We start from the raw sequence: 24,778 nt of genomic DNA on the forward strand, positions 1-24,778 counted from the left end.
GTGTATAAGAGACAGCCCTGTGGGAGAGGGTTAGGGTGAGGGGCATCAGGGGGGCATTGCTTGCTCTTTGTTGACGCCAAAAATAAAACGGCCCGGTGATGATCACCGAGCCGTTATGGGTATTACCAGAAGCTAAAGGTGCCGTAGTGGCACCTTTGTCTCATCAGGCTTTAGCTGCCTGTGCATCAGCCTGAGCCGACTGGATCGCCGTCAGGGCTACGGTATAGACGATATCGTCAACCAGAGCACCACGGGACAGGTCGTTCACCGGCTTGCGCATGCCTTGTAGCATTGGCCCGATAGATACCAGGTCAGCAGAACGCTGCACCGCTTTATAAGTGGTGTTACCGGTGTTCAGATCCGGGAAGATGAACACGGTCGCCTGACCGGCCACTGGCGAATTAGGCGCTTTGGATTTGGCCACGTCGGCCATGATCGCTGCGTCATACTGCAGTGGGCCATCGATGATCAGATCCGGGCGTTTTTCCTGTGCCAGACGGGTCGCTTCACGCACTTTCTCAACGTCGCTACCCGCACCGGAATTACCGGTAGAGTAAGAGATCATCGCTACGCGTGGTTCGATACCGAATGCGGCTGCGGAATCTGCGGACTGAATAGCGATTTCAGACAGCTGTTCAGCGGTTGGATCCGGGTTGATCGCGCAGTCACCGTAGACCAGAACCTGGTCAGGCAGCAGCATGAAGAACACGGAAGAAACCAGCGAGCTGCCCGGTGCGGTTTTGATCAACTGCAACGGTGGGCGGATGGTATTGGCAGTGGTGTGAACGGCACCGGAAACCAGGCCGTCAACTTCGCCTTTCTCCAGCATCAGGGTGCCGAGAACCACGTTGTCTTCCAACTGCTCACGCGCAACCACTTCGGTCATGCCCTTGCTCTTACGCAGCTCAACCAGACGCGGCACATAGAGTTCACGCACGGCAACCGGATCGACGATCTCGATGCCTTTACCCAGCTCAACGCCCTGCGCGGCGGCAACGCGTTTGATCTCTTCCGGGTTACCCAGCAGCACACATTCCGCGATACCACGTTCGGCACAGATGGCCGCCGCTTTCACGGTACGTGGTTCGTCGCCTTCCGGCAGCACGATACGTTTACCCGCTTTGCGCGCCAGCTCGGTCAGCTCATAACGGAACGCCGGTGGGGACAGACGACGTGAACGCTCAGAAGTGGCGGTCAGGGACTCGATCCATTCGGCGTTGATGTGGCTGGCCACGTAGTTCTGTACTTTCTCAATACGCTGATGGTCGTCTGAAGGCACTTCAAGGTTGAAGCTTTGCAGGCTCAGAGAGGTCTGCCAGGTGTTGGTGTCAACCATGAACACCGGCAGGCCGGTTTCAAAGGCGCGCTCACACAGCTTGTTGATGGAGGCATCGATTTCGTAGCCGCCGGTCAGCAGGATGGCACCAATTTCCACGCCGTTCATCGCGGCCAGGCAGGCTGAAACCAGCACGTCTGGACGGTCGGCAGAAGTTACCAGCAGGGAACCCGGGCGGAAGTGTTCCAGCATGTGCGGAATGCTGCGCGCACAGAAGGTCACAGATTTCACCCGGCGGGTCATGATGTCGCCTTCGTTGATCACTCGCGCCTTCAGGTGGCGGGCCATATCAATGGCACGGGTAGCGATCAGTTCGAAGCTCCACGGTACGCAACCCAATACCGGCAGCGGGCTGTTGGCGAACAGCTGTGCAGGATCGACGTTGGCTACGCTGGCCTTGGTGGAATCGTCAAAGATTTCGGACAGGTCTGGGCGAGTACGGCCCTGATCGTCCACCGGAGCGTTCAGCTTGTTGATGATCACGCCGGTAATGTTTTTGTTCTTGCTGCCGCCGAAGCTGGAGCGAGCCAGTTCGATGCGCTCGGTCAACTGGGCTGGAGAATCGTTGCCCAGTGCCAGCACAAAGACGATCTCTGCGTTCAGCGTTTTGGCGATCTCGTAGTTCAGCGAGTTGGCGAACTGATGCTTACGGGTAGGCACCAGGCCTTCGATCAGCACCACTTCTGCGTCTTTGGTGTTTTCGTGGTAACGAGCCACGATCTCTTCCATCAGCACGTCCTGCTGGTTGGAGCTCAGCAGGCTCTCAACGTAGCTCATACGCAGGGGTTCGGCCGCCGGAATGGTCGAGTTGCTGCGGATGATGGTGGTGGTCTGGTCGAGGGAATCGCCGCCGGTACGCGGTTGGGCAATAGGTTTGAACACGCTCAGGCGAACGCCTTTTTGCTCCATGGAGCGGATGACACCCAGGCTGACGCTGGTCAGACCGACGCTGGTGCCAGTGGGGATCAACATAATTGTACGTGACACAGAATAGTCCTCTTCACGGTTTTCTGCCTGCAACGGGGGCGCAGACAAAGATGACAGGCTCAAAACAACACCGCCAGCCTGAGCTGACGGTGTGTAGAGCATTAAGCGGTCAGACGGGAAGCGTCTTGCGCGATGACCAATTCTTCGTTGGTCGGGATCACCAGTGCCGGACGGCTGCCGTCTTTGGTGATGTTGCCTGATTTGCCGAAGCGGGCAGCCAGGTTGCGTTCGTGATCGATTTCAAAGCCCAGCAGGCCCAGTTTGTCCAGGGTCAGCTCGCGTACCATCGCGGCGTTCTCACCGATACCACCGGTGAAGATCACGGCATCCAGACGGCCTTCCATCAGGGCGCTATAGGCACCGATGTACTTGGCCAGACGGTGGCAGAAGACGTCCATGGCACGCTTGGCATCGGCCTTGGTCTCATAGTTGTCTTCAACGTAACGGCAGTCGCTGGTGACTTCGGTCAGGCCCAGCAGGCCAGACTCTTTGGTCAGCATCTTGTTGATCTGGTCAACGCTCATGCCCATGGCGTCGTGCAGGTGGAAGATGATGGCTGGATCGATGTCACCACTACGGGTACCCATTACCAGGCCTTCCAGCGGGGTCAGACCCATGGAAGTATCAACACACTTACCGTTGCGTACTGCGGTTACGGAACCGCCGTTGCCCAGATGGCAGGTGATGATGTTAACTTCTTCAACCGGCTTGTTCAGCGCCTTCGCGGCTTCTTGAGTCACGTAGAAGTGGCTGGTGCCGTGTGCGCCGTAGCGACGAACGCCATGGTCGCGGTACAGGCTGTACGGCAGGGCATACAGGTAGGACTCTTCCGGCATGGTCTGATGGAACGCGGTATCAAACACGGCAACGTTTTTATCAGCCAGATTAGGGAAGGATTTCAACGCTTCAGCAATACCGATCAGGTGAGCCGGGTTATGCAGTGGTGCAAAAGGTACCGAATCTTTGATACCCTGCAGGACTTCGTCGTTGATGACGGCAGAAGCCGTGAACTTCTCGCCGCCGTGCACGATGCGGTGGCCGATAGCGGTCAACTGGGCGGAAAGCTCTGGTTTTTGTGCCAGAATAGTATTAACAATGAAGTTCAGCGCTTCGCTGTGCGCTGCGCCGGCACCCAGTGCCGCTTCTTGTTTACCGCCATCCATTTTCCATTTGATACGGGCTTCAGGAAGATGGAAGCACTCGGCCAGGCCAGAGAGGTATTCTTCACCGTTGGCTGCATCGATGATGGCGAATTTCAGGGAAGAACTGCCGCAGTTAAGGACCAGTACTAGCTTACTCGACATGGAAGTACCTACTTATAGTTCGTGTTGGTATTAAGGAAGACCCAAAAACACGTGGTGAATAAAACGTCAATCAGACAACAAGCGTAGCGCATAATGCCGTTGACATTTATGATTAACATCATGTCAGTGATACAAAGGACATAATGATGAAAAAACCGATGATTTCTCTGCGGTTTAAGCGATCCTGATTTTTACCGCTTCCTAGCCCCACATGGCCGCCAACGGCAGGATTAGGGAGATAGGGCTAAAAGTTGACAAATCTTCTGTCATCTTCTACCGGCACATGGCCGGCTTAGGATACCGATAGCCCGCCACAAACACAAAATAAATTTAAAGCTTCAACTTTTTTGTTAGTGTGTTTGCAAGAATATTTTATTTTTTATACGTGAAGTTGAGGTGCGCAATGACAAGCAGACCATCCGGTTCCGTCAGCTGGTTTCAGATATTCCAGCGCGGGCAGCATTACATGAAAACCTGGCCAGCAGACAAACGGCTGGCACCGCTTTTCCCTGAGAACCGCGTGGCGCGCGCTACCCGCTTTGCCGTTCGCTTTATGCCACCGTTGGCGATTTTTACCCTGACCTGGCAGATTGCGCTCGGCGGTCAGCTTGGTCCGGCGATTGCCACCGCTCTGTTTGCCTGTAGCCTGCCGATGCAGGGGCTGTGGTGGTTGGGCCGACGTTCTGTGACGCCGTTGCCGCCAACCTTGCTGCAATGGTTCCATGAGGTCCGTAACAAGCTGGCGGAAGCCGGGCAGGCGATTGCCCCCGTTGAAGGGACGCCAACCTACCAGGCGCTGGCGGACGTGCTGAAACGCGCCTTCAAGCAGTTGGACAAAACCTTCCTCGACGATCTTTAAGTGCCACTGGGCCGGGATGTCACCGGCCTTGCAGGCTCTATGCCGCAAATTCGTGCCCGGATCATGTCTGGTCACGCCCCACATTTGACGAATATCCCGGTTCAAATCAAAGAAAGGTACAGTTGTGATTCCACGCCATACTGAAGTCATGCGATGCTCTGGTTAATTTGCAGAACTGAGGACAATGAAATGGAAATGACTCACGCCCAACGGCTGATTTTGTCGAATCAATACAAGATGATGACCATGCTCGATCCGGACAATGCAGAGCGCTACCGCCGCTTGCAGACGATCATCGAACGCGGTTTTGGTTTGCAAATGCGCGAGCTGGATCGTGATTTTGGTGAGATGAGCGAAGAAGTGTGCCGCACCATCATCAATATCATGGAAATGCACCATGCGCTCCAGGTTTCCTGGGAGAACCTCAAGGATCGTCAGGGGGTGGACGCGCGTCGCCTGGCATTCCTTGGTTTTGATGCAGCAACCGAAGCGCGTTACCTGAGCTATGTGCGTTTCCTGGTGAACACGGAAGGGCGGTATACTCATTTCGATTCTGGCAGCCACGGGTTTAACGCCCAAACCAAAATGTGGGAAAAATACCAGCGCATGCTGAGTATCTGGCTATCCTGCCCACGCCAGTATCATCTGAGCGCCGTCGAGATTGCGCAAATCATCAATGCCTGATTAAACGTAGAGGGGTTTCCCGTGGAGTGTAAGGGTTTTCTGTTCGATCTTGATGGAACGTTAGTAGATTCATTACCGGCGGTAGAGCGAGCCTGGACGCAATGGGCAGAACGCCATGGCATCAGCCCGCAACAGGTGTTGGACTTTATCCACGGAAAACAGGCGATCACCTCGCTGCGTCATTTTATGCCGAATGCCACCGAGGCTGAGCTACAGCATGAGTTCACACTGCTTGAGCAGGTTGAAGCAGAGGATACCGACGGTGTCCACGCCTTGCCAGGTGCATTGGCCCTGCTGGAGCAGATCAATGCGTTGGGGATACCTTGGGCAATCGTCACCTCGGGTTCCGTGCCAGTGGCTAACGCACGCCGTCTTGCCGGTGGGGTGCCGCTTCCTGAGGTGTTTATCACCAGTGAGCGTGTTAAACAGGGTAAACCGCAGCCAGACGCCTACCTGTTAGGGGCACAAGGTCTTGGGTTGGCACCACAGGATTGTGTGGTGGTGGAAGATGCTCCTGCCGGGATCCTTTCCGGCTTGGCTGCCGGTTGCCAGGTGATTGCGGTAAATGCGCCGGCAGACTCGCCGAAACTGGACCAGGTGGATCTGATCCTTTCCTCCTTGGAACAGCTCAAGATCGCCAAGTCCGAACAGGGTGTTGTCATCGAACTTATTGCTTAATCTGCACATTCTTACCTCAATTTGATTAGACCCCGCATCGTCGGGGTTTTTTTATGCTAATTTCTTAAGCCGGGATCACTGCAGAATGAGGCCGTTTTGAACAGCGAATTACTTTGGGTTTTGAGTTTACTGTTAATAGCCATTGTGCTGTTTACCACCAACAAGCTGCGCATGGATGTGGTGGCACTGTTGGTGATCATTGCGTTTGTGCTCAGCGGAACTTTGAGCTTGCAAGAGGCAACGGCTGGCTTCAGCGATCCTAACGTCATTTTGATTGCCGCTCTGTTCGTCATTGGCGAAGGGCTGGTGCGCACCGGGGTGGCCTATCAGGTTGGCGACTGGCTGGTGAGAGTGGCGGGCAGCAGTGAAACCAAGATGATGATGTTGTTGATGTTCACCGTTGCCGGGCTGGGGGCATTCATGAGCTCAACCGGGGTGGTAGCCATCTTTATCCCCGTGGTGCTCAGCGTCGCGGTGCGCATGAAAATCTCCCCAGGGCGGTTGATGATGCCGCTGAGCTTTGCCGGTTTGATCAGTGGCATGATGACGCTGGTCGCCACGCCGCCGAATATGGTGGTCAACAGCGAACTGGTGCGTGAAGGCATCGATGGTTTCGGCTTCTTTGGCGTCACGCCAATTGGCCTGGTGGTATTGCTGTTGGGCGTGGGGTACATGTTGGTTGCAAGACGCTGGCTCGGCGACAGCGGCGGCACCAAGACCAAATCGGCCTGGGAGCGCCGGACTTTCCGCGATTTGATCCGCGACTATAAGCTCACCGGGCGGGCGCGTCGTTTGGCGGTGCGTAGTGGTTCACCATTGATTGGCCGCTCGCTGGATGAACTGCATTTGCGTGCTCGCTACAGCGCTAACGTTATCGGCATCGAGCGCTGGAAGCGTTTTCGCCGGGTGATGATCAGCGCCTTTGGCAGCACGGAACTGCGCGAAGGGGACGTACTGCTGATCGACATGACGGATTGCGATATCGATCTGCGTCAGTTCTGTAGTGAGCAACAGCTCGAACCCATGGTGCTGCGAGGGGAATATTTCTCCGAACAGTCACGCAACGTGGGGATGGCCGAAGTTTCGCTAATCCCTGAGTCGGCACTGCTCGGGAAAAGCGTGCGCGATGCCGCTTTCCGTAGCCGTTACGATCTCAACGTGGTCGGCATCCGCCGCAATGGTGAAACCCTGCAAGGCAAGCTGGTGGATGAGCCTTTGGGCCTGGGGGATATTTTGTTGGTGATCGGCGACTGGAAAGCAATTCGCCAGTTGCAGGCCAAAACCCATGATTTTATCGTCTTGAACCTACCCGCCGAAGTGGACGAAGTGGCACCGGCTATCACCCAGGCACCCCATGCGCTGTTCTGCCTGGCGCTGATGGTGGCGATGATGCTGACCGACGAGATCCCGAATCCGATCGCTGCGCTGATCGCTTGCCTGTTGATGGGGCGCTTTCGCTGCATCGATATGGAAAGCGCCTATAAGGCGATCCATTGGCCGAGCATCATTTTGATCGTCGGTATGATGCCCTTTGCCCAAGCGTTGCAGAAAACGGGCGGGGTAGACCTGATCGTCCGTGGGTTGATGGACGTTGCCGGTGACGCCGGGCCACACGTCATGCTGGCCTGTCTGTTTGTCCTGTGCGCCACCATAGGGCTGTTTATCTCCAACACCGCCACGGCGGTATTGATGGCTCCAATAGCCATCGCCGCGGCCCGTGAAATGGGCGTTTCGCCTTATCCGTTTGCCATGATTATCGCGATTGCCGCCTCTGCCGCCTTTATGACGCCGGTGTCATCACCGGTCAATACGCTGGTGTTGGGGCCGGGGAACTACAAGTTTGGCGATTTTCTGAAAATTGGGGTGCCGTTCACCGTGCTGGTGATGATTGTCAGCGTGATCCTGGTGCCTTGGTTGTATGCGTTTTAAGCACACAGTTTGCGTTTTATGTCAGGATTAAGAACAGGCGCTTTATCTTTTTTGAGAATACGATGAACTAGCTAACGACTGAAACCCTAAAGCGTATTGGTATTTTATCGGCTCATGCTGCCGCTCGTTGAGGCTTTAGGGCGACCTGTGTCGCCCTGGCTTAGTTTAGCGCTCCTTCTGGAGTTGCCATGAAAATGAAACATGGATTTATAACCCTTACTTTAGCTTCTCTGTAGTTGCTGCGTGGTGGTGCGAGATACATGAGTGACTCCCTCAAAGCCCACAGGATAAAAATTACCGCTTCCTGGTCACGCAAACCTTCCAACGTATCGATTTACGCTCGGTGGTGGAGCAGGAATTCACGGTGGAAATGCCGGAAGGTACGACCTGCGGCTAAGGTGTCTTAGATTGCCAGGCGCACAAGCACCTGGCTCTACTCTTACATGGGGGAGTCGCTGCTGATTTCATCCAGCGAAAGGCTGAAGCTTGGGATGAATACCTGCATAAAATAATCCATTTCTGGGCTGTGACGTAGCTGCAACGTCTTCTCCAGGCGTGCCTTAGCCAACTTGAATTCATTATTCCCCGCCGACAGCTCCTCCAGACATTTCAGATACGCGCATAGCGCATCGGCCTGCTTCACGATCAGCTTTTCGTCCTCGCTGTGATGGTGCTCGTCCAGGATAGAGCGGAAATCGTTCTGTAACTCTTCCGGCAGCATCTCCAACAGCTTTTGTTGGGCAATCTTCTCGATTTTTTTGTATTCGTGGGCAATCTGCGGATTGTAATACTTGATGGGAGTGGGCATATCGCCGGTCAGCACTTCGCTGGCATCGTGATACATCGCCAACAACGCCACGCGTTCGGCATTCAGGTTGCCGTTAAACTTGCGGTTTTTGATCGCGGCCAGCGCATGGGCGACAAAGGCGACCTGCAAGCTGTGTTCGGAAACGTTTTCGGTACGCACATTGCGCATCAGCGGCCAGCGGCTAATCAGTTTCAAACGGGACAGGTGGGCAAAGAAGTGGCTCTGGCTCATGGTGCTCTCTCTACAGCGGCAAGTGAGTGCATTATACGCTATGGAGCTAGGCACATCCCTTGGAATTGTAGGGGGCGTAAATTGTGCTTATACCGATAGAGGCGAAAACGGGCGCAGCATGCGGCGCCCCTGCGAAGTCAGTGCCAATCAGAGACATGGGCGCAGCGAACCGCGCCCGGCAAAATTACTGGTGATAGGTTTCCAGGAATCGGCCCAGTTTGCCCACCGCCATTTCCAATTCATCTACGCGGGGCAGAGTAACGATGCGGACGTGGTCTGGGTAAGGCCAGTTGAACGCACTGCCCTGTACCAGTAACACCTTCTCTTGTAACAGCAGATCCAGCACCAGCTTCTGGTCGTCGTGGATGTTAAAGCGCTTCGCGTCGATGCGTGGGAACATATAGAGCGCACCCTGAGGTTTCACGCAGGAAACGCCAGGGATCTCGTTTAGCAGCTCCCAGGTACGGTCGCGTTGTTCATACAGGCGGCCACCAGGCTGAATAAATTCGCTGATGCTCTGGTAACCGCCCAGTGCCGTCTGGATCGCATGCTGCATTGGCACGTTGGCGCAAAGACGCATGGAAGCCAGCATCTCCAGCCCTTCGATATAGCCTTTGGCATGCTTCTTCGGCCCGTTGAGTACCATCCAGCCCTGACGGAAACCGGCAACGCGGTAGGTTTTGGACAAGCCGTTAAAGGTGACGGTCAGCAGATCTGGGGCCAATGCGGCGATGGAGTGATGCTCTGCCTCATCGTAGAGGATCTTGTCGTAGATTTCGTCGGCAAAGATGATTAGGTCGTGCTGGCGGGCGATCTCGACGATCTGTTCCAGCAGTTCTTTGCTGTAGACCGCGCCGGTGGGGTTGTTAGGGTTGATGATCACGATGCCACGGGTACGTGGAGTGATTTTGCTGCGAATATCGTCCAGATCCGGGAACCAGCCAGATTCTTCGTCGCACATATAGTGCACGGCCTTGCCGCTGGAAAGCGACACGGCGGCGGTCCACAACGGGTAGTCTGGCGCAGGCACCAGCATTTCATCACCGATGTTCAGCAGCGCTTGCATGGATTGCACGATTAGCTCAGAAACGCCATTGCCAATGTAGATATCCTCAACGGTCACGTCACGCATGTTACGTGCCTGATAGTGCTGCATGATCGCCTTGCGCGCCGAGTAGAGCCCTTTGGAGTCGCAGTAGCCTTGTGCCGTTGGCAGATTGCGGATCACGTCGACCAGAATTTCATCGGGTGCATCAAAGCCGAACGGGGCAGGGTTGCCAATGTTCAGCTTGAGGACTTTATTGCCTTCTTCTTCAAGACGTTTAGCTTCTTTGAGTACCGGGCCACGAATGTCATAACAGACGTTGTCCAGTTTGCTGGATTTCTCAATGGGGGACATAGAAAGTTGAGCCTTTTGCTAAGATAGGGTCGTTCCTACCGTGGAACACCGCAATCCGTCCAATGTACTCCTGGAGGCCAGGCTTTTGAAGGGTTATGCACTGCTTTGGTGAAAACGATCGGCAAAAATCGCTTTTTAAGATAATAACCATCTGTATTGATCGTTTTTTTAGTGTTTAAATCCGAAGATGTCGCCAATTTAAGGTTTATATGCCAATGGAAGTGTGTGTCACATAAAGGGTTTTTATCAGTTAACCGCAGAAATGTGTATGCCAAGCGCCAGAAAAACGCCAAAGCCGCTTAAAGATAGTAATATGGGATTAATCTGGTTTCATGTCTGTACTGACAATACCACACTGAGTTGAAGTAGAATTACATTAGGTCCACTTCAGTAATTAACTTAAATTTTATTTAAGTAATGGTCAGGGTCTTTTAATAATCAAAAGACTTACTGCTTGAATTTATTAAATTCCCTAATCGATGGCACGCTCGATATACGGGGGGGTTGTTAATATTTTGTACAGAAAACAACAATGCTGTCATGGTCTCTGGCGGCCAGGGATCGAGGTAACCGGGAGGAAAGGGGGGATTTTGCCCGCATAGGATTATCAATGCTTATAAGGGTAAACACTTTTCGTCGTAACTTTCACCACTATCAATAAGCCGTTGCGATAGATCATGGATAAAAAGCGATGCAGATAACGAAATATAAGTAATTTTTTTGCCCTCTTCTAATGAGTGGGGTACTGTCATAAGTGGCGCATGCCCTTTTCAGCTGCGTCTTAGAAATACACCAGGGTAGTTTGTAAATTAGAATTTAAAAAGTGAAGAAAACACTATGACAAGTGCAAATCGTCCGATACTTAATCTCGACCTCGATCTGCTAAGAACCTTTGTTGCTGTTGCTGATTTGAATACGTTTGCGGCGGCTGCCGTTGCTGTTTGTCGTACTCAGTCCGCAGTTAGTCAACAAATGCAGCGGTTAGAGCAATTGGTTGGCAAAGAGTTGTTCGCCCGTCATGGGCGCAATAAGTTGTTAACCGAACACGGTATCCAGCTTCTCGGCTACGCCAGGAAAATCCTGCGCTTCAACGACGAAGCCTGTGCCTCCTTGATGTACAACAATATCAAGGGTGTCCTGACTATCGGTGCTTCTGATGATACCGCAGATACCATTTTGCCTTTCTTGCTAAACCGCGTGACGTCGGTCTATCCCAAGCTGGCGATTGATGTGCGGGTGAAGCGTAGTCCGTTCATGATCGACATGCTGAAGAATGGCGAAGTGGATCTGGCCATCACCACCGTGGATACCGAAGGGCATCCGCACATCATTCTGCGTACGTCTCCAACGTTGTGGTACTGCTCGGCAGATTACCATTACCAGGCGGGGGAACCGATCCCTCTGGTGGTGATGGATGAGCCAAGCCCGTTCCGAGCGATGGCGATCAAGCACCTTGAAGCTGCCGGCATTCCATGGCGTATTGCCTACGTGGCCTCAACGCTTTCTGCGGTGCGCGCGGCGTGCCGGGCAGGTTTGGGGATCACCGTGCGGCCAATCGAAATGATGAGCCCAGATCTGCGAGTTCTGGGCGCTGCGGAAGGTTTACCGCATCTTCCTGATACGCAGTATGCGCTGTGCAAAGATATGAAGTGCGAAAATGAACTGGCCATGGCGATCTTCAGTGCTGTGCAAAACGGCAGTGAGATTTACCACTTCGGCGGCGGCGAATCTTCGGTGATCGATGAAGGTTCCAGCGTGGCGGATAGCGAAGAGTAGCGTTTTACCCTGAGCTAGCCGTATTGAAAGTTACAAACCTCTGCCACGGCAGAGGTTTTTTTTAGCTCAAAAAAGGGAAATCAAGCATTTTGGCCTGTTGAAGGTAAATTCGATGCTAAATGAGTATTTCTTCATGACTTCTAGCAAGTGAAACCCTCATATCTTCGGGTTGCTCGTTTTTTATGCAGTGATAACAACGAGTAAATACCTGGAGTTGATAGGGTTATTTTGCTATTTTACGCTGACGTTTTTTTACCTGAAATTGACAAAAATTGTTAAACTGCCACACTTTTTTTGAGGATTTCTGCCTGAAACGTGTCCTGGATCAAAAAAATACCCCTAGGTAGTGAGTGGAACAACAGGGAATTCCTGAGAGAATGGTATAGTAAAAGTGAAATGTGCCTGTGGGGTTATATCTATCTGTTTCCGTTGAGCAATCAACTGACACGATTTAGCCTAAGCCAAGCGCATCATATGTTAATTAAATGCTTCGTATGTAAATTAGTGTGTAGATACTTTTGTCAAAGTTGACAGAAGGTTATAGAAAGGAGTAAAAAGCCCACAGTAAAACACTGCCTAACTCTCTGTAAAAGCAGCTTGTTTGTGTGGTTATTTATCCTTCCCTTAAATCGATGTGGTGCACTAACTGCCAGTTACAAGAGCAGAACGATCGACGCCACTTTTGATGAGTAAGCATAGAGTATGTCAACAACCATTGAAGTCATCGCTCATCACTGGGCGTTCGCCGTATTTCTTATCATGGCTATCGGGCTCTGCGGCTTCATGCTGCTGGGTGCGTTCTTCTTGGGTGGGAGAGCCCAGGCTCGCGCCAAAAACACCCCTTATGAATCCGGGGTCGACTCGGTCGGTACGGCGCGTTTGCGTCTGTCCGCCAAGTTCTACCTGGTGGCCATGTTCTTCGTCATTTTCGATGTTGAAGCCTTATACCTGTACGCCTGGTCGGTCTCGATTCGTGAGAGCGGTTGGGTAGGCTTTATCGAAGCCGCCATTTTCATTTTGGTGTTATTGGCTGGTTTGGTTTATCTGGTGCGTATCGGCGCATTGGATTGGACTCCGACGCGCTCCAAGCGTTTGAGTAAGCCAACTATCATCAAGAACGCTAGCAACAGTCATCCGCAGTAACAGCGAGGCATTAAGATGGACTATACGCTCACCCGCATAGACCCGAACGGTGAGAACGACCGTTATCCCCTGCAAAAACAGGAGATCGTAGGCGATCCCCTTGAGCAGCAGGTTCACCGTACGGTTTACATGGGTAAACTCGAACATGCTTTGCATGACATGGTGAACTGGGGGCGTAAAAACTCTCTTTGGCCGTATAACTTCGGCCTTTCGTGCTGTTATGTGGAAATGGTGACCTCGTTTACCGCCGTTCACGACGTGGCGCGTTTTGGTGCGGAAGTATTGCGTGCCTCCCCACGCCAGGCCGACTTTATGGTCGTTGCCGGCACCTGCTTTACCAAGATGGCCCCGGTCATTCAGCGTTTGTACGAGCAAATGCTGGAGCCTAAATGGGTGATCTCGATGGGCTCCTGCGCCAACTCCGGCGGCATGTACGATATCTACTCGGTCGTCCAGGGCGTGGATAAATTCCTGCCGGTCGACGTGTATATCCCAGGCTGCCCACCGCGCCCGGAAGCTTACATGCAGGCACTGCTGCTGCTGCAGGAATCCATTGGCAAAGAACGTCGCCCGCTGTCGTGGGTCGTTGGCGATCAGGGCGTGTACCGCGCCAATATGCCATCAGAAAAAGAACGTAAGCACGCCGAGCGTATTGCGGTAACCAACCTTCGGTCGCCTGACGAGATTTAAGACGTTCATTTAACGTCCATCTTAGTGCGCTATTGGTTAACACAGCGAAAAGTTGAACTTGCGGCGAAATAACCCTTTAGTGTGGTGAAAAAAATTATGACAGATTTAACGACGCACGAAGCTCTGCCTGCTTGGCATACCCGCGATCATCTTGATGATCCGGTGATCGGCGAACTGCGCAACCGTTTTGGGCCGGAAGCCTTTACTGTTCAGCCCACCCGTACCGGAATGCCCGTGGTATGGGTCAAAGTTGAGCAGTTGCTGGAAGTAATGACGTTTTTAAGAAAACAACCGAAGCCGTACGTCATGCTGTTCGATCTGCATGGCATGGACGAGCGTCTTCGTACCCACCGTGAAGGCTTGCCTGCCGCGGACTTCTCTGTTTTCTACCATCTGATCTCTGTCGAACGTAACCGCGACATCATGCTGAAAGTGGCGCTGTCTGAAAAAGACCTGCACGTGCCCACAGTGACCAAGATTTTCCCGAATGCCAACTGGTATGAGCGCGAAACCTGGGAAATGTTCGGTATTACCTTCGACGGCCACCCGCACCTGACGCGCATCATGATGCCGCAGAGTTGGGAAGGCCATCCACTGCGTAAAGACTACCCGGCGCGCGCCACCGAATTCGATCCCTTTGTGTTGACCAAACAGAAAGAAGATCTGGAGATGGAGTCGCTGAAATTCAAGCCGGAAGAGTGGGGCATGAAGCGCGGCACCGAGAACGAGGACTTCATGTTCCTTAACCTCGGCCCGAACCACCCGTCTTCACACGGTGCATTCCGTATCATTCTGCAGCTGGACGGTGAAGACATCGTCGACTGTGTGCCGGACGTGGGTTACCACCACCGTGGCGCAGAGAAGATGGGCGAACGCCAGTCCTGGCACAGCTTTATCCCGTATACCGACCGTATCGAATACCTTGGCGGCTGTGTAAACGAAATGCCTTACGTACTGGCGGTGGAAAAACTGGCCGGGATCGTGGTGCCGGATCGTGTCAACACCATCCGCGTCATGCTGTCTGAGCTGTTCCGCATCAACAGCCACCTGCTGTACATCAGTACCTTTATCCAGGACGTGGGCGCCATGACCCCGGTGTTCTTTGCCTTTACCGACCGTCAGAAAGTTTATGATGTCGTTGAAGCGATTACCGGCTTCCGTATGCACCCGGCCTGGTTCCGTATTGGTGGCGTGGCGCACGACCTGCCACGTGGCTGGGATCGCCTGCTGCGTGACTTCCTGGACTGGATGCCGAAGCGCCTCGATTCCTATGTGAAAGCGGCACTGCACAACACCATTCTGAAAGGGCGTTCTGTCGGCGTGGCTTCTTACAACGCCAAAGAAGCGTTGGAATGGGGTGTGACCGGTGCTGGCCTGCGTGCTACCGGCGTTGAGTTTGACGTGCGTAAATGGCGTCCATACTCCGGCTATGAAAACTTCGATTTCGAAGTTCCGGTCGGCGACGGCAACAGCGACTGCTACACCCGCGTGATGCTGAAAGTGGAAGAGCTGCGCCAGAGCCTGCGTATTCTTGAGCAGTGCCTGAACAACATGCCGGAAGGCCCGTTCAAGGCGGATCATCCGCTGACCACGCCGCCGCCGAAAGAGCGCACGCTGCAACATATTGAAACGCTGATCACCCACTTCCTGCAGGTTTCCTGGGGCCCGGTGATGCCAGCCAACGAATCATTCCAGATGGTTGAAGCCACGAAAGGGATCAACAGCTACTACCTGACCAGCGACGGCAGCACCATGAGCTATCGCACCAGGATCCGTACGCCAAGCTATGCTCACCTGCAGCAAATCCCTGCGGTGATCCGTGGCAGCCTGGTCTCTGACCTGATCGTCTATCTGGGTAGTATCGATTTTGTAATGTCAGATGTGGACCGCTAACTATGCATGATCTTAAAGACACTCACGTGAGTCACGATGCGCTTGAGGCCACCAATGCAGCCGCTCCCCAGAGCGGCGCTGATGCATTTGTGCTGAGCGCGGAAGAACGTGATGCGATCGAGCACGAAAAGCACCATTACGAGGATCCACGCGCCGCCTCCATTGAAGCACTGAAGATCGTGCAGAAGCAGCGTGGCTGGGTTCCGGATGGGGCGATTTATGCCATCGCTGAAGTGCTGGGCATCCCAGCCAGCGACGTAGAAGGCGTGGCCACGTTCTACAGCCAGATTTTCCGCCAGCCAGTAGGACGCCACGTGATCCGTTACTGTGACAGCGTGGTTTGTCACATCAACGGCTACCAGGGCATTCAGGCCGCGCTGGAAAAGAAACTCAACATCAAGCCGGGCCAGACTACCTTCGACGGTCGTTTCACCCTGCTGCCGACCTGCTGCCTGGGTAACTGCGACAAAGGCCCGAACATGATGATCGATGAAGATACTCATGCTCACCTGACGCCAGAGAACGCGGTCGAACTGTTGGAGCGGTATAAATGATGATTGATATCAAACGTACTGCCGAAATGCATCCGCTGACCTGGCGCCTGCGCGATGACCAACAGCCGGTATGGCTGGATGAATATCGCAGCAAAAACGGTTACCAGGGCGCGGAAAAAGCGCTGAAAGGCATGGCCGCCGACGACATCGTCACCCTGGTGAAAGATGCCGGGCTGAAAGGCCGTGGTGGTGCAGGTTTCTCCACCGGTTTGAAGTGGAGCCTGATGCCGAAAGACGAATCCATGAACATCCGTTACCTGCTGTGTAACGCCGATGAAATGGAGCCGGGCACCTATAAAGACCGTCTGCTGATGGAGCAACTGCCACACCTGTTGGTGGAAGGCATGCTGATTTCGGCATTCGCGCTGAAAGCCTACCGGGGTTACATCTTCCTGCGTGGCGAATACGTCGAGGCTGCAGTGCATCTGCGCCGTGCGATTGCGGAAGCTACCGAAGCAGGCCTGCTGGGCAAAAATATCATGGGCAGCGGCTTTGACTTCGAGCTGTTCGTCCACACCGGTGCTGGCCGCTACATCTGTGGTGAAGAAACGGCGCTGATCAACTCGCTGGAAGGCCGCCGCGCCAACCCGCGCTCCAAGCCGCCATTCCCAGCTTCCGTGGGTGTATGGGGCAAACCGACCTGCGTGAACAACGTAGAGACTCTGTGTAACGTGCCTGCCATCCTCGAGCATGGCGTGGACTGGTACAAAGGGATCTCCGCCGGTAAGAGTAACGACGCCGGTACCAAACTGATGGGCTTCTCTGGCCGGGTGAAAAACCCAGGCGTCTGGGAGCTGCCGTTTGGGACCACCGCGCGTGAAATTCTGGAAGATTACGCCGGTGGCATGCGCGATGGCCTGAAATTTAAAGCCTGGCAGCCGGGCGGGGCGGGTACCGACTTCCTGACCGCCGATCACCTGGATCTGCCAATGGATTTTGAAAGCATCGGTAAAGCGGGCAGCCGTTTAGGTACGGCGCTGGCGATGGCGGTGGATCACGAAATCGGCATGGTTCCCCTGGTGCGTAACCTGGAAGAGTTCTTTGCCCGTGAGTCCTGTGGCTGGTGTACACCGTGCCGTGACGGCTTGCCGTGGAGCGTGAAGATCCTGCGTGCTTTGGAAAGAGGCGAAGGCCAGCCGGGGGATATCGAAACCCTCGAGCAGCTGTGCCGCTCCCTTGGCCCAGGTAAAACCTTCTGCGCCCATGCGCCAGGTGCCGTAGAGCCACTGCAAAGCGCGATTAAATATTTCCGTGAAGAGTTTGAAGCCGGGATTTCCCCACAGTACTTGGGCAATCTCCAGGCGGTTGGCGGCATTCAGCCAAACAACTTGTTGAAGCAACGCTGGTAATTCCGCTTTGCCTGGGTGCGGTGAGCGCGCCCCGAAACACGGCCAGAATTTTTGATTAACGCCTGCCTTATGGGCAGGCCACTTGGAAGCATGCTGACTATGGCTACGATTCATGTAGACGGCAAAGAATACGACGTAGATGGAGCCGACAACCTGTTGCAGGCGTGTCTCTCCCTCGGCCTCGATATTCCTTACTTTTGCTGGCATCCGGCGCTTGGAAGCGTCGGCGCTTGCCGCCAATGTGCGGTAAAGCAATACCAAAACGCGGACGATACGCGTGGCCGTTTGGTGATGTCCTGTATGACACCGGCATCCGATGGAACCTTTATTTCCATCGATGACGCAGAAGCCAAACAGTTCCGTGAAAGCGTGGTCGAGTGGTTGATGACCAACCACCCGCACGACTGTCCGGTATGTGAAGAGGGCGGTAACTGTCACCTGCAGGATATGACAGTAATGACCGGCCACAGCTTCCGTAAATATCGCTTCAGTAAGCGCACCCACAACAACCAGGAGCTGGGGCCATTTATCTCGCACGAGATGAACCGCTGCATCGCCTGTTACCGTTGTGTGCGTTACTACAAAGACTACGCGGATGGCACCGATTTCGGGGTGTACGGCGCGCACGACAACGTCTATTTCGGTCGTCCGGAAAGCGGCACGCTGGAAAGCGAGTTCTCCGGTAACCTGGTAGAAGTGTGCCCAACCGGCGTATTCACCGACAAAACCCACTCCGAGCGTTACAACCGTAAGTGGGACATGCAGTTTGCCCCGAGCATCTGCCAGCAGTGCAGCATCGGCTGTAACACCAGCCCGGGTGAGCGCTATGGCGAACTGCGTCGTATCGAGAACCGTTACAACGGCAGCGTAAACCACTATTTCCTGTGTGACCGCGGCCGCTTTGGTTATGGCTATGTGAACCAGAAAGATCGCCCTCGTCAGCCTCAGCAACTGCGTGGCAACGACTGGATCACCCTGAACGCCGAGCAGGCGATGCAGGGCGCGGCAGATATTCTGCGTCAGGCCAACAAAACCATCGGTATCGGTTCACCGCGTGCCAGCCTGGAAAGCAACTTTGCGTTGCGTGAACTGGTCGGCGCCGAGAACTTCTATACCGGCATCAATCAGGCTGAACAACAGCGCCTGAACCTGATGCTCAACGTGTTGAAAAACAGCGGCGTTTATACGCCTAACCTGCGTGAAATCGAAAGCTACGACGCGGTGTTGGTACTGGGTGAAGATCTGACCCAAACCGGCGCTCGTATCGCGCTGTCGGTGCGTCAGGCAGTGAAAGGTAAAGCCCGCGCGATGGCTGCGGCACACCGCGTTGCCGATTGGCAGATCGCGGCGGTGCAAACCATCGGGCAGCACGCCAAACACCCGCTGTTCGTCACTAACGTTGATAACACTCGCTTGGACGATATCGCCGCCTGGAACTACCGTGCGCCGGTGGATGAGCAAGCCCGTTTAGGCTTCGCCATTGCCCACGCGCTGGATGAGTCCGCCCCGGCGGTGACCGATCTGGCCGAAGACCTGAACAAGAAAATTGACGTGATCGTACAGGCCTTGGCCGGTGCGCAGAAACCCTTGATCATCACCGGCAGCAATGCGGGTAGCACAGCTATCATTGAAGCTGCGGCCAACATTGCCAAGGCGTTGAAAGGTCGCGGTGCCGATGTTGGCATAACCTTCGTTGCCGCCGCTGCCAACAGCATGGGTCTGGCGATGATTGGTGGTGGCTCGCTGGACGAGGCACTGGTGCAACTGGAAAGTGGTTCTGCTGATACCGCCATCGTGATGGAAAACGATCTTTATCGTCACGCCCCGGCGGCCAAAGTGGATGCTGCATTGGCCAAGATCAGTAACCTGATCGTTGCCGATCACCAGCGCACCGCTCTCATGGATAAAGCCAACCTGATCCTGTCTGCAGCCAGTTTTGCAGAGAGCGATGGGACCTTGGTCAGCCAGGAAGGCCGCGCACAGCGCTTCTTCCAGGTCTACGACCCGGCTTATTACGATGATGCCAAGAAAAATATCTACAGCGTGATGTTGGAAAGCTGGCGTTGGATGCACTCGCTGCACTCCACCTACACCAGCCGCCAGGTTGACTGGACCCAGCTCGATGACGTGATTGCCGCCTGCGTGAGCGCATTGCCGCAGTTGCAAGGTATTGTCGAAGCTGCCCCAGATGCGACCTTCCGCATCCGCGGTCAGAAACTGGCCCGTTCACCGCACCGCTACAGCGGCCGCACTGCGATGCGTGCCGATATCAGCGTGCATGAACCGCGTCAGCCGCAGGATAAAGACACCATGTTCGCCTTCTCGATGGAAGGGAACAACAGCCCGCTGGCTGACCGTCAGCAGATCCCATTTGCCTGGGCACCAGGTTGGAACTCACCGCAGGCATGGAACAAGTTCCAGGCCGAAGTGGGCGGCAAACTGCGCCATGGCGATCCGGGTATCCGCCTGATCGAAGCAGGGGAGGGCAACCTCGGTTACTTCACGGCTATCCCTACGGCGTTCAAAGCCGAAGGCTGGCGTGTTGCGCCGTATTACCACCTGTTTGGCAGTGACGAAATGTCGCAGCGCTCCGAAGTGATCCAGCAGCGTATGCCTCAGGCCTACGTGATGATCAACGTTGCCGATGCCGCACAGCTTGGTGTCAATGCCGGTGCCTGGGTCGAGTTCAGCTGTGCAGGTCAAACGCTGCGTTTGCCGGTACGCCTGAGTGAAACCCTGAGCCAAGGCCAGGTTGGTTTGCCGCTCGGCTTGCCAGGGATCCCGCCGGTATTGGTGGGTGCGAAGGTTGAAAATCTGCGGGAGGCGGCACTATGAGCTGGTTGACACCTGAGGTGATCGACATCCTGATCGCCGTGTTGAAAGCGGTGGTGATCCTGTTGGTCGTGGTCACCTGCGGGGCGTTTATGAGCTTCGGCGAACGCCGTCTGCTGGGCCTGTTCCAGAACCGTTACGGGCCAAACCGTGTCGGCTGGGGCGGTTCGCTGCAGCTGGTCGCCGACATGATCAAAATGTTCTTCAAAGAAGACTGGGTTCCGACCTTCGCCGACCGCATGATCTTTACGCTGGCCCCTGTGATCGCCTTTACCTCGCTGCTGTTGGCCTTTGCCATCGTGCCGGTCAGCCCGACCTGGTCGGTGGCCGATCTCAACATCGGTATTCTGTTCTTCCTGATGATGGCTGGCCTGGCGGTGTATGCCGTGCTGTTCGCCGGCTGGTCCAGTAACAACAAATACTCGCTGTTAGGGGCGATGCGTGCTTCGGCACAAACCCTGAGCTACGAAGTGTTCCTTGGCCTGTCCGTGCTGGGCGTGGTGGCGCAAGCCGACTCGTTCAACATGCAGGCGATTGTTGAATCACAGGCGCACATCTGGAACGTCATTCCGCAATTCTTTGGTTTCATTACCTTTGCGATTGCCGGTGTGGCGGTATGTCACCGCCACCCATTTGACCAGCCGGAAGCCGAGCAGGAACTGGCCGACGGTTACCACATTGAATATTCCGGTATGAAATTCGGTCTGTTCTTCGTGGGGGAATACATCGGTATCGTGACCGTGTCCGCCCTGATTGTGACGTTGTTCTTCGGCGGTTGGCAGGGTCCATTCCTGCCGCCATTCATCTGGTTCGCACTGAAAACGGCCTTCTTCATGGTGATGTTCATTCTGATCCGTGCTTCGTTGCCGCGTCCGCGTTATGACCAGGTGATGTCATTCGGCTGGAAAATTTGCCTGCCATTGACGCTGCTGAACCTGCTGGCAACCGCCGCGGTCATTTTGTACAACGCTCAATAAGGGGTGAATAAACCATGACATTGAAAGAGTTAGTGGTTGGTTTCGGCACCCAGGTGCGCAGCCTTTGGATGATTGGCCTACACGCCTTCGCCAAACGCGAAACCCAGATGTATCCGGAAGAACCGGTTTACCTGCCGCCGCGCTACCGTGGCCGCATCGTGCTGACGCGCGATCCGGACGGTGAAGAGCGCTGCGTGGCCTGTAACCTGTGTGCGGTTGCCTGCCCGGTTGGCTGTATCTCCCTGCAAAAAGCAGAGCAGAAAGATGGCCGCTGGTATCCGGAGTTTTTCCGCATCAACTTCTCACGCTGCATTTTCTGCGGTCTGTGCGAAGAGGCTTGCCCAACCACCGCGATCCAGCTGACGCCGGATTTCGAAATGGGTGAGTTCAAGCGCCAGGATCTGGTGTACGAAAAAGAAGATCTGTTGATCTCGGGGCCGGGTAAATATCCGGAATATAACTTCTACCGGATGGCCGGTATGGCGATTGACGGCAAAGCCAAAGGCGAAGCCGAAAACGAAGCCAAACCGATCGACGTCAAAGGTCTGTTGCCTTAAGGAGCCAGCAAGCATGGAAATTGCCTTTTATCTGGCAGGGTTCATTGCGATTATCGCGACCATTCGCGTCATCTCGCATACCAATCCTGTGCATGCGCTGCTGTATCTGATCGTCTCTTTACTGGCGATCTCGGCAGTCTTTTTCTCACTGGGTGCCTACTTTGCGGGTGCTCTGGAAATCATCGTCTACGCCGGTGCCATTATGGTGCTGTTCGTGTTCGTGGTCATGATGCTCAACCTCGGCAACGCGGTGCAGCAGCAAGAACGCGACTGGCTGAAGCCTGCCGTCTGGATTGGCCCTGGTCTGTTGTCACTGATCTTGCTGGTGGTGCTGATTGTGGCGATCCGCAGCGTGTCCGATCAGGGCATCACCGGTGAGATGGTGGACGCCAAAGCGGTCGGGATCAGCCTGTTTGGTCCTTACGTGCTGGCGGTTGAGCTGGCTTCAATGCTGCTGTTGGCGGGCCTGGTCGTTGCCTTCCACATTGGTCGTGAGCACAAACCGGGTGAAGTGTTCAGCAATACCCCGGCAAGCAGCGAAATGGCGAAAAGAAAATCGGAGGACCAAGCATGATCCCTCTTCAACATGGGCTGATCCTGGCGGCGATCCTGTTCGTCCTGGGGCTGACTGGCTTGATGTTACGCCGTAACCTGCTGTTTATGCTGATCAGTCTGGAAGTGATGATCAACGCTGCGGCGTTGGCGTTTATCGTGGCGGGTAGCTATTGGGGCCAAACCGACGGGCAGGTGATGTACATCCTGGCCATCAGTCTGGCGGCAGCCGAGGCCAGTATCGGCCTGGCGTTGCTGCTACAGCTCTACCGTCGTCGGCATACCCTGGATATTGACACTGTCAGTGAGATGCGCGGATGAACCTATTATATTTAACTATTCTGCTACCGCTGATCGGGTTCCTGCTGTTGGCATTTTCCCGTGGTCGCTGGTCTGAAAACACCGCGGCTACCGTTGGCGTAGGGTCGATTGGCCTGGCGGCACTGGTCACGGTGTATGTGGCGATTGATTTCCTGGGCCAAAAGGCCGCTGGCGTGCAGTTGTATGAGCAAAGCCTGTGGAACTGGATGAGCGTTGGCGACTTTAACGTCGGCGTTACCCTGGTGCTGGACGGCCTGTCGCTGACCATGCTGTCGGTAGTCACCGGCGTTGGCTTCCTGATCCACATGTATGCTTCCTGGTACATGCGTGGTGAAGAGGGCTACTCCCGCTTCTTCGCTTACACCAACCTGTTTATCGCCAGCATGGTGGTATTGGTACTGGCAGACAACCTGCTGCTGATGTACCTGGGTTGGGAAGGCGTGGGCCTGTGCAGCTATCTGTTGATCGGTTTCTACTACAAAGATCCGGCCAACGGCGCGGCGGCAATGAAAGCCTTCATCGTTACCCGCGTGGGTGACGTGTTCCTGGCCATTGCGCTGTTCATTCTGTACCACGAGCTGGGTACGCTGAACATCCGTGAACTGATGGTGCTGGCACCGCAGAAACTGGCGGTTGGCGATACGGCGTTAACCTGGGCAACCCTGATGTTACTGGGTGGCGCAGTCGGTAAATCGGCTCAGCTGCCGTTGCAAACCTGGCTGGCAGATGCGATGGCGGGTCCAACCCCGGTATCTGCATTGATCCACGCGGCAACCATGGTGACCGCAGGTGTCTACCTGATTGCCCGTATGCATGGCCTGTTCCTGATGACGCCGGAAGTGCTGAATCTGGTCGGTATCATTGGTGGCGTTACGCTGCTGCTGGCGGGCTTTGCCGCGCTGGTGCAGACCGACATCAAACGCGTACTTGCCTATTCCACCATGAGCCAGATTGGCTACATGTTCCTGGCGCTGGGCGTGCAGGCATGGGATGCGGCCATCTTCCACCTGATGACTCACGCGTTCTTCAAGGCGCTGCTGTTCCTGTCCTCCGGTTCGGTGATCCTGGCCTGTCATCATGAGCAGAACATCTTCAAGATGGGTGGCCTGCGCAAGAGCATTCCGCTGGTGTATGTGTGCTTCCTGGTGGGGGGCGCGGCGCTGTCTGCTCTGCCTATCGTCACCGCTGGCTTCTTCAGTAAGGATGAAATCCTGGCGGGCGCCATGGCGAACGGCCACTTCAACCTGATGATTGCCGGTCTGATTGGTGCATTCATGACCTCACTGTATACCTTCCGCATGATCTTCATCGTGTTCCACGGCGAAGAGAAAATCAAAGCGCATGCGGGCAAAGGTATTACTCACCACCTGCCACTGTTGGTTCTGATGGTGCTGTCCACCTTCGTCGGCGCGATGATTGTGCCGCCGTTGCAGGGTGTACTGCCGGAAACCACCGAACTGGCACACGGCAGCGTTCTGACGTTGGAGATCGCCTCTGGCGTGGTCGCTATCGTCGGGATCCTGCTGGCAGCTGCGCTGTGGCTGGGCCAACGTCGCCTGGTCAACAGCATCGCGAACAGCGCTCCGGGTCGTTTCTTCTCGACCTGGTGGTTCCATGCCTGGGGCTTCGACTGGCTGTATGACAAAGTGTTCGTCAAGCCATACCTGGGTATCGCCAAGCTGCTGCAAAGCGATCCGCTGAACTCACTGATGAACCTGCCTGCGCTGTTCTCCCGCTGGGGGAACCGTGGCCTGACGGTGAGTGAGAACGGTCAGATCCGCTGGTATATCGCGTCTATGGGTGTGGGTGCAGTGCTGGTACTGGCTCTGTTGATTTTGGTTTAACTGAATAATTTAAACAGACGCATTTTGGGTTCGGCCCTTGTCGAACAAGGGCCCGATACAAGTTTTTTAGATTAT

General features: G+C 54.8%; 20 protein-coding genes. 16 read left to right on the top strand and 4 right to left on the bottom strand.

The window, feature by feature from the left end; genetic code table 11:
- Positions 1 to 163 precede the first annotated feature (163 nt).
- A complete protein-coding gene (gene pta, locus ACMV5I_RS25285) occupies positions 164 to 2,323 on the bottom strand; it encodes a phosphate acetyltransferase (RefSeq protein WP_024485140.1) in 2,160 nt (719 codons plus the stop codon).
- Between the two features lie 101 nt (positions 2,324 to 2,424).
- Positions 2,425 to 3,627, bottom strand: a complete 1,203-nt coding sequence (ackA, locus tag ACMV5I_RS25290) for an acetate kinase (RefSeq protein WP_024485139.1) — start codon at positions 3,625 to 3,627, stop codon at positions 2,425 to 2,427.
- Positions 3,628 to 4,030: 403 nt separating this feature from the next.
- On the opposite strand from ackA, the gene yfbV reads away from it, so the two are divergent.
- From yfbV to ACMV5I_RS25310, 4 genes are all read left to right on the top strand, one after another.
- A complete protein-coding gene (gene yfbV / locus ACMV5I_RS25295) occupies positions 4,031 to 4,486 on the top strand; it encodes a terminus macrodomain insulation protein YfbV (RefSeq protein ID WP_024485138.1) in 456 nt (151 codons plus the stop codon).
- A 189-nt stretch (positions 4,487 to 4,675) separates the two neighbouring features.
- Positions 4,676 to 5,170 (top strand): YfbU family protein, encoded by a 495-nt coding sequence (locus ACMV5I_RS25300; protein WP_166733005.1) that lies wholly within the window; start codon positions 4,676 to 4,678, stop codon positions 5,168 to 5,170.
- 21 nt (positions 5,171 to 5,191) lie between these two features.
- On the top strand, positions 5,192 to 5,848 hold the full coding sequence (locus tag ACMV5I_RS25305; protein WP_414825534.1) for a sugar phosphatase: 657 nt from the start codon (positions 5,192 to 5,194) through the stop codon (positions 5,846 to 5,848).
- A 96-nt stretch (positions 5,849 to 5,944) separates the two neighbouring features.
- On the top strand, positions 5,945 to 7,777 hold the full coding sequence (locus ACMV5I_RS25310; RefSeq protein ID WP_021178530.1) for an SLC13 family permease: 1,833 nt from the start codon (positions 5,945 to 5,947) through the stop codon (positions 7,775 to 7,777).
- A 439-nt stretch (positions 7,778 to 8,216) separates the two neighbouring features.
- Here ACMV5I_RS25310 and yfbR read toward each other — a convergent pair whose 3' ends face one another.
- Positions 8,217 to 8,816: a 5'-deoxynucleotidase gene (gene yfbR / locus ACMV5I_RS25315; RefSeq protein WP_021178529.1), complete on the bottom strand. Its 600-nt coding sequence runs from the start codon at positions 8,814 to 8,816 to the stop codon at positions 8,217 to 8,219.
- 184 nt (positions 8,817 to 9,000) lie between these two features.
- The gene (locus ACMV5I_RS25320) at positions 9,001 to 10,215 is read right to left on the bottom strand and encodes a pyridoxal phosphate-dependent aminotransferase (RefSeq protein WP_414825535.1); all 1,215 of its coding nucleotides are present in this window, start codon (positions 10,213 to 10,215) and stop codon (positions 9,001 to 9,003) included.
- An 837-nt stretch (positions 10,216 to 11,052) separates the two neighbouring features.
- Between ACMV5I_RS25320 and lrhA the strand changes: the two genes are divergently transcribed.
- From lrhA to nuoL, 12 genes are all read left to right on the top strand, one after another.
- A complete protein-coding gene (gene lrhA, locus ACMV5I_RS25325; protein WP_065683097.1) occupies positions 11,053 to 11,991 on the top strand; it encodes a transcriptional regulator LrhA in 939 nt (312 codons plus the stop codon).
- 702 nt (positions 11,992 to 12,693) lie between these two features.
- Complete coding sequence (locus ACMV5I_RS25330) at positions 12,694 to 13,134, top strand: NADH-quinone oxidoreductase subunit A (protein WP_021178526.1); 441 nt, start codon at positions 12,694 to 12,696, stop codon at positions 13,132 to 13,134.
- Positions 13,135 to 13,149: 15 nt separating this feature from the next.
- The gene (locus ACMV5I_RS25335; RefSeq protein WP_021178525.1) at positions 13,150 to 13,824 is read left to right on the top strand and encodes a NuoB/complex I 20 kDa subunit family protein; all 675 of its coding nucleotides are present in this window, start codon (positions 13,150 to 13,152) and stop codon (positions 13,822 to 13,824) included.
- 96 nt (positions 13,825 to 13,920) lie between these two features.
- Positions 13,921 to 15,717, top strand: a complete 1,797-nt coding sequence (gene nuoC, locus ACMV5I_RS25340) for an NADH-quinone oxidoreductase subunit C/D (RefSeq protein WP_285894551.1) — start codon at positions 13,921 to 13,923, stop codon at positions 15,715 to 15,717.
- Between the two features lie 2 nt (positions 15,718 to 15,719).
- On the top strand, positions 15,720 to 16,271 hold the full coding sequence (gene nuoE / locus ACMV5I_RS25345) for an NADH-quinone oxidoreductase subunit NuoE (protein ID WP_021178523.1): 552 nt from the start codon (positions 15,720 to 15,722) through the stop codon (positions 16,269 to 16,271).
- Positions 16,268 to 17,620: an NADH-quinone oxidoreductase subunit NuoF gene (nuoF, locus tag ACMV5I_RS25350; RefSeq protein ID WP_021805992.1), complete on the top strand. Its 1,353-nt coding sequence runs from the start codon at positions 16,268 to 16,270 to the stop codon at positions 17,618 to 17,620. The genes nuoE and nuoF overlap by 4 nt, the downstream gene beginning before the upstream one ends.
- 99 nt (positions 17,621 to 17,719) lie before the next feature.
- Positions 17,720 to 20,455: an NADH-quinone oxidoreductase subunit NuoG gene (nuoG, locus tag ACMV5I_RS25355; RefSeq protein ID WP_414825536.1), complete on the top strand. Its 2,736-nt coding sequence runs from the start codon at positions 17,720 to 17,722 to the stop codon at positions 20,453 to 20,455.
- The gene (gene nuoH / locus ACMV5I_RS25360) at positions 20,452 to 21,429 is read left to right on the top strand and encodes an NADH-quinone oxidoreductase subunit NuoH (RefSeq protein WP_021805990.1); all 978 of its coding nucleotides are present in this window, start codon (positions 20,452 to 20,454) and stop codon (positions 21,427 to 21,429) included. Before nuoG ends, nuoH begins: the two co-directional genes overlap by 4 nt.
- A 14-nt stretch (positions 21,430 to 21,443) precedes the next feature.
- Positions 21,444 to 21,986: an NADH-quinone oxidoreductase subunit NuoI gene (gene nuoI, locus ACMV5I_RS25365; RefSeq protein WP_021178518.1), complete on the top strand. Its 543-nt coding sequence runs from the start codon at positions 21,444 to 21,446 to the stop codon at positions 21,984 to 21,986.
- A 13-nt stretch (positions 21,987 to 21,999) separates the two neighbouring features.
- Positions 22,000 to 22,560, top strand: coding sequence for an NADH-quinone oxidoreductase subunit J (gene nuoJ, locus ACMV5I_RS25370; RefSeq protein ID WP_021805989.1), 561 nt, complete (start codon positions 22,000 to 22,002; stop codon positions 22,558 to 22,560).
- The gene (gene nuoK, locus ACMV5I_RS25375) at positions 22,557 to 22,859 is read left to right on the top strand and encodes an NADH-quinone oxidoreductase subunit NuoK (protein ID WP_021178516.1); all 303 of its coding nucleotides are present in this window, start codon (positions 22,557 to 22,559) and stop codon (positions 22,857 to 22,859) included. The genes nuoJ and nuoK overlap by 4 nt, the downstream gene beginning before the upstream one ends.
- A complete protein-coding gene (gene nuoL / locus ACMV5I_RS25380) occupies positions 22,856 to 24,703 on the top strand; it encodes an NADH-quinone oxidoreductase subunit L (RefSeq protein WP_071684040.1) in 1,848 nt (615 codons plus the stop codon). Before nuoK ends, nuoL begins: the two co-directional genes overlap by 4 nt.
- Positions 24,704 to 24,778 lie beyond the last annotated feature (75 nt).

This window comes from Serratia sp. T13T92 (assembly GCF_047530105.1).
In the GTDB taxonomy this organism is placed as follows: domain Bacteria; phylum Pseudomonadota; class Gammaproteobacteria; order Enterobacterales; family Enterobacteriaceae; genus Chania; species Chania fonticola.

What these genes read in the sequence shown, in the direction of transcription:
- ackA (WP_024485139.1), bottom strand. Translation starts at nt 3,627, where the DNA reads ATGTCGAGTAAGCTAGTACTGGTCCTTAACTGCGGCAGTTCTTCCCTG.
- yfbV (WP_024485138.1), top strand. Translation starts at nt 4,031, where the DNA reads ATGACAAGCAGACCATCCGGTTCCGTCAGCTGGTTTCAGATATTCCAG.
- ACMV5I_RS25300 (WP_166733005.1), top strand. Translation starts at nt 4,676, where the DNA reads ATGGAAATGACTCACGCCCAACGGCTGATTTTGTCGAATCAATACAAG.
- yfbR (WP_021178529.1), bottom strand. Translation starts at nt 8,816, where the DNA reads ATGAGCCAGAGCCACTTCTTTGCCCACCTGTCCCGTTTGAAACTGATT.
- ACMV5I_RS25320 (WP_414825535.1), bottom strand. Translation starts at nt 10,215, where the DNA reads ATGTCCCCCATTGAGAAATCCAGCAAACTGGACAACGTCTGTTATGAC.
- lrhA (WP_065683097.1), top strand. Translation starts at nt 11,053, where the DNA reads ATGACAAGTGCAAATCGTCCGATACTTAATCTCGACCTCGATCTGCTA.
- ACMV5I_RS25330 (WP_021178526.1), top strand. Translation starts at nt 12,694, where the DNA reads ATGTCAACAACCATTGAAGTCATCGCTCATCACTGGGCGTTCGCCGTA.
- ACMV5I_RS25335 (WP_021178525.1), top strand. Translation starts at nt 13,150, where the DNA reads ATGGACTATACGCTCACCCGCATAGACCCGAACGGTGAGAACGACCGT.
- nuoC (WP_285894551.1), top strand. Translation starts at nt 13,921, where the DNA reads ATGACAGATTTAACGACGCACGAAGCTCTGCCTGCTTGGCATACCCGC.
- nuoE (WP_021178523.1), top strand. Translation starts at nt 15,720, where the DNA reads ATGCATGATCTTAAAGACACTCACGTGAGTCACGATGCGCTTGAGGCC.
- nuoF (WP_021805992.1), top strand. Translation starts at nt 16,268, where the DNA reads ATGATGATTGATATCAAACGTACTGCCGAAATGCATCCGCTGACCTGG.
- nuoG (WP_414825536.1), top strand. Translation starts at nt 17,720, where the DNA reads ATGGCTACGATTCATGTAGACGGCAAAGAATACGACGTAGATGGAGCC.
- nuoH (WP_021805990.1), top strand. Translation starts at nt 20,452, where the DNA reads ATGAGCTGGTTGACACCTGAGGTGATCGACATCCTGATCGCCGTGTTG.
- nuoI (WP_021178518.1), top strand. Translation starts at nt 21,444, where the DNA reads ATGACATTGAAAGAGTTAGTGGTTGGTTTCGGCACCCAGGTGCGCAGC.
- nuoJ (WP_021805989.1), top strand. Translation starts at nt 22,000, where the DNA reads ATGGAAATTGCCTTTTATCTGGCAGGGTTCATTGCGATTATCGCGACC.
- nuoK (WP_021178516.1), top strand. Translation starts at nt 22,557, where the DNA reads ATGATCCCTCTTCAACATGGGCTGATCCTGGCGGCGATCCTGTTCGTC.
- nuoL (WP_071684040.1), top strand. Translation starts at nt 22,856, where the DNA reads ATGAACCTATTATATTTAACTATTCTGCTACCGCTGATCGGGTTCCTG.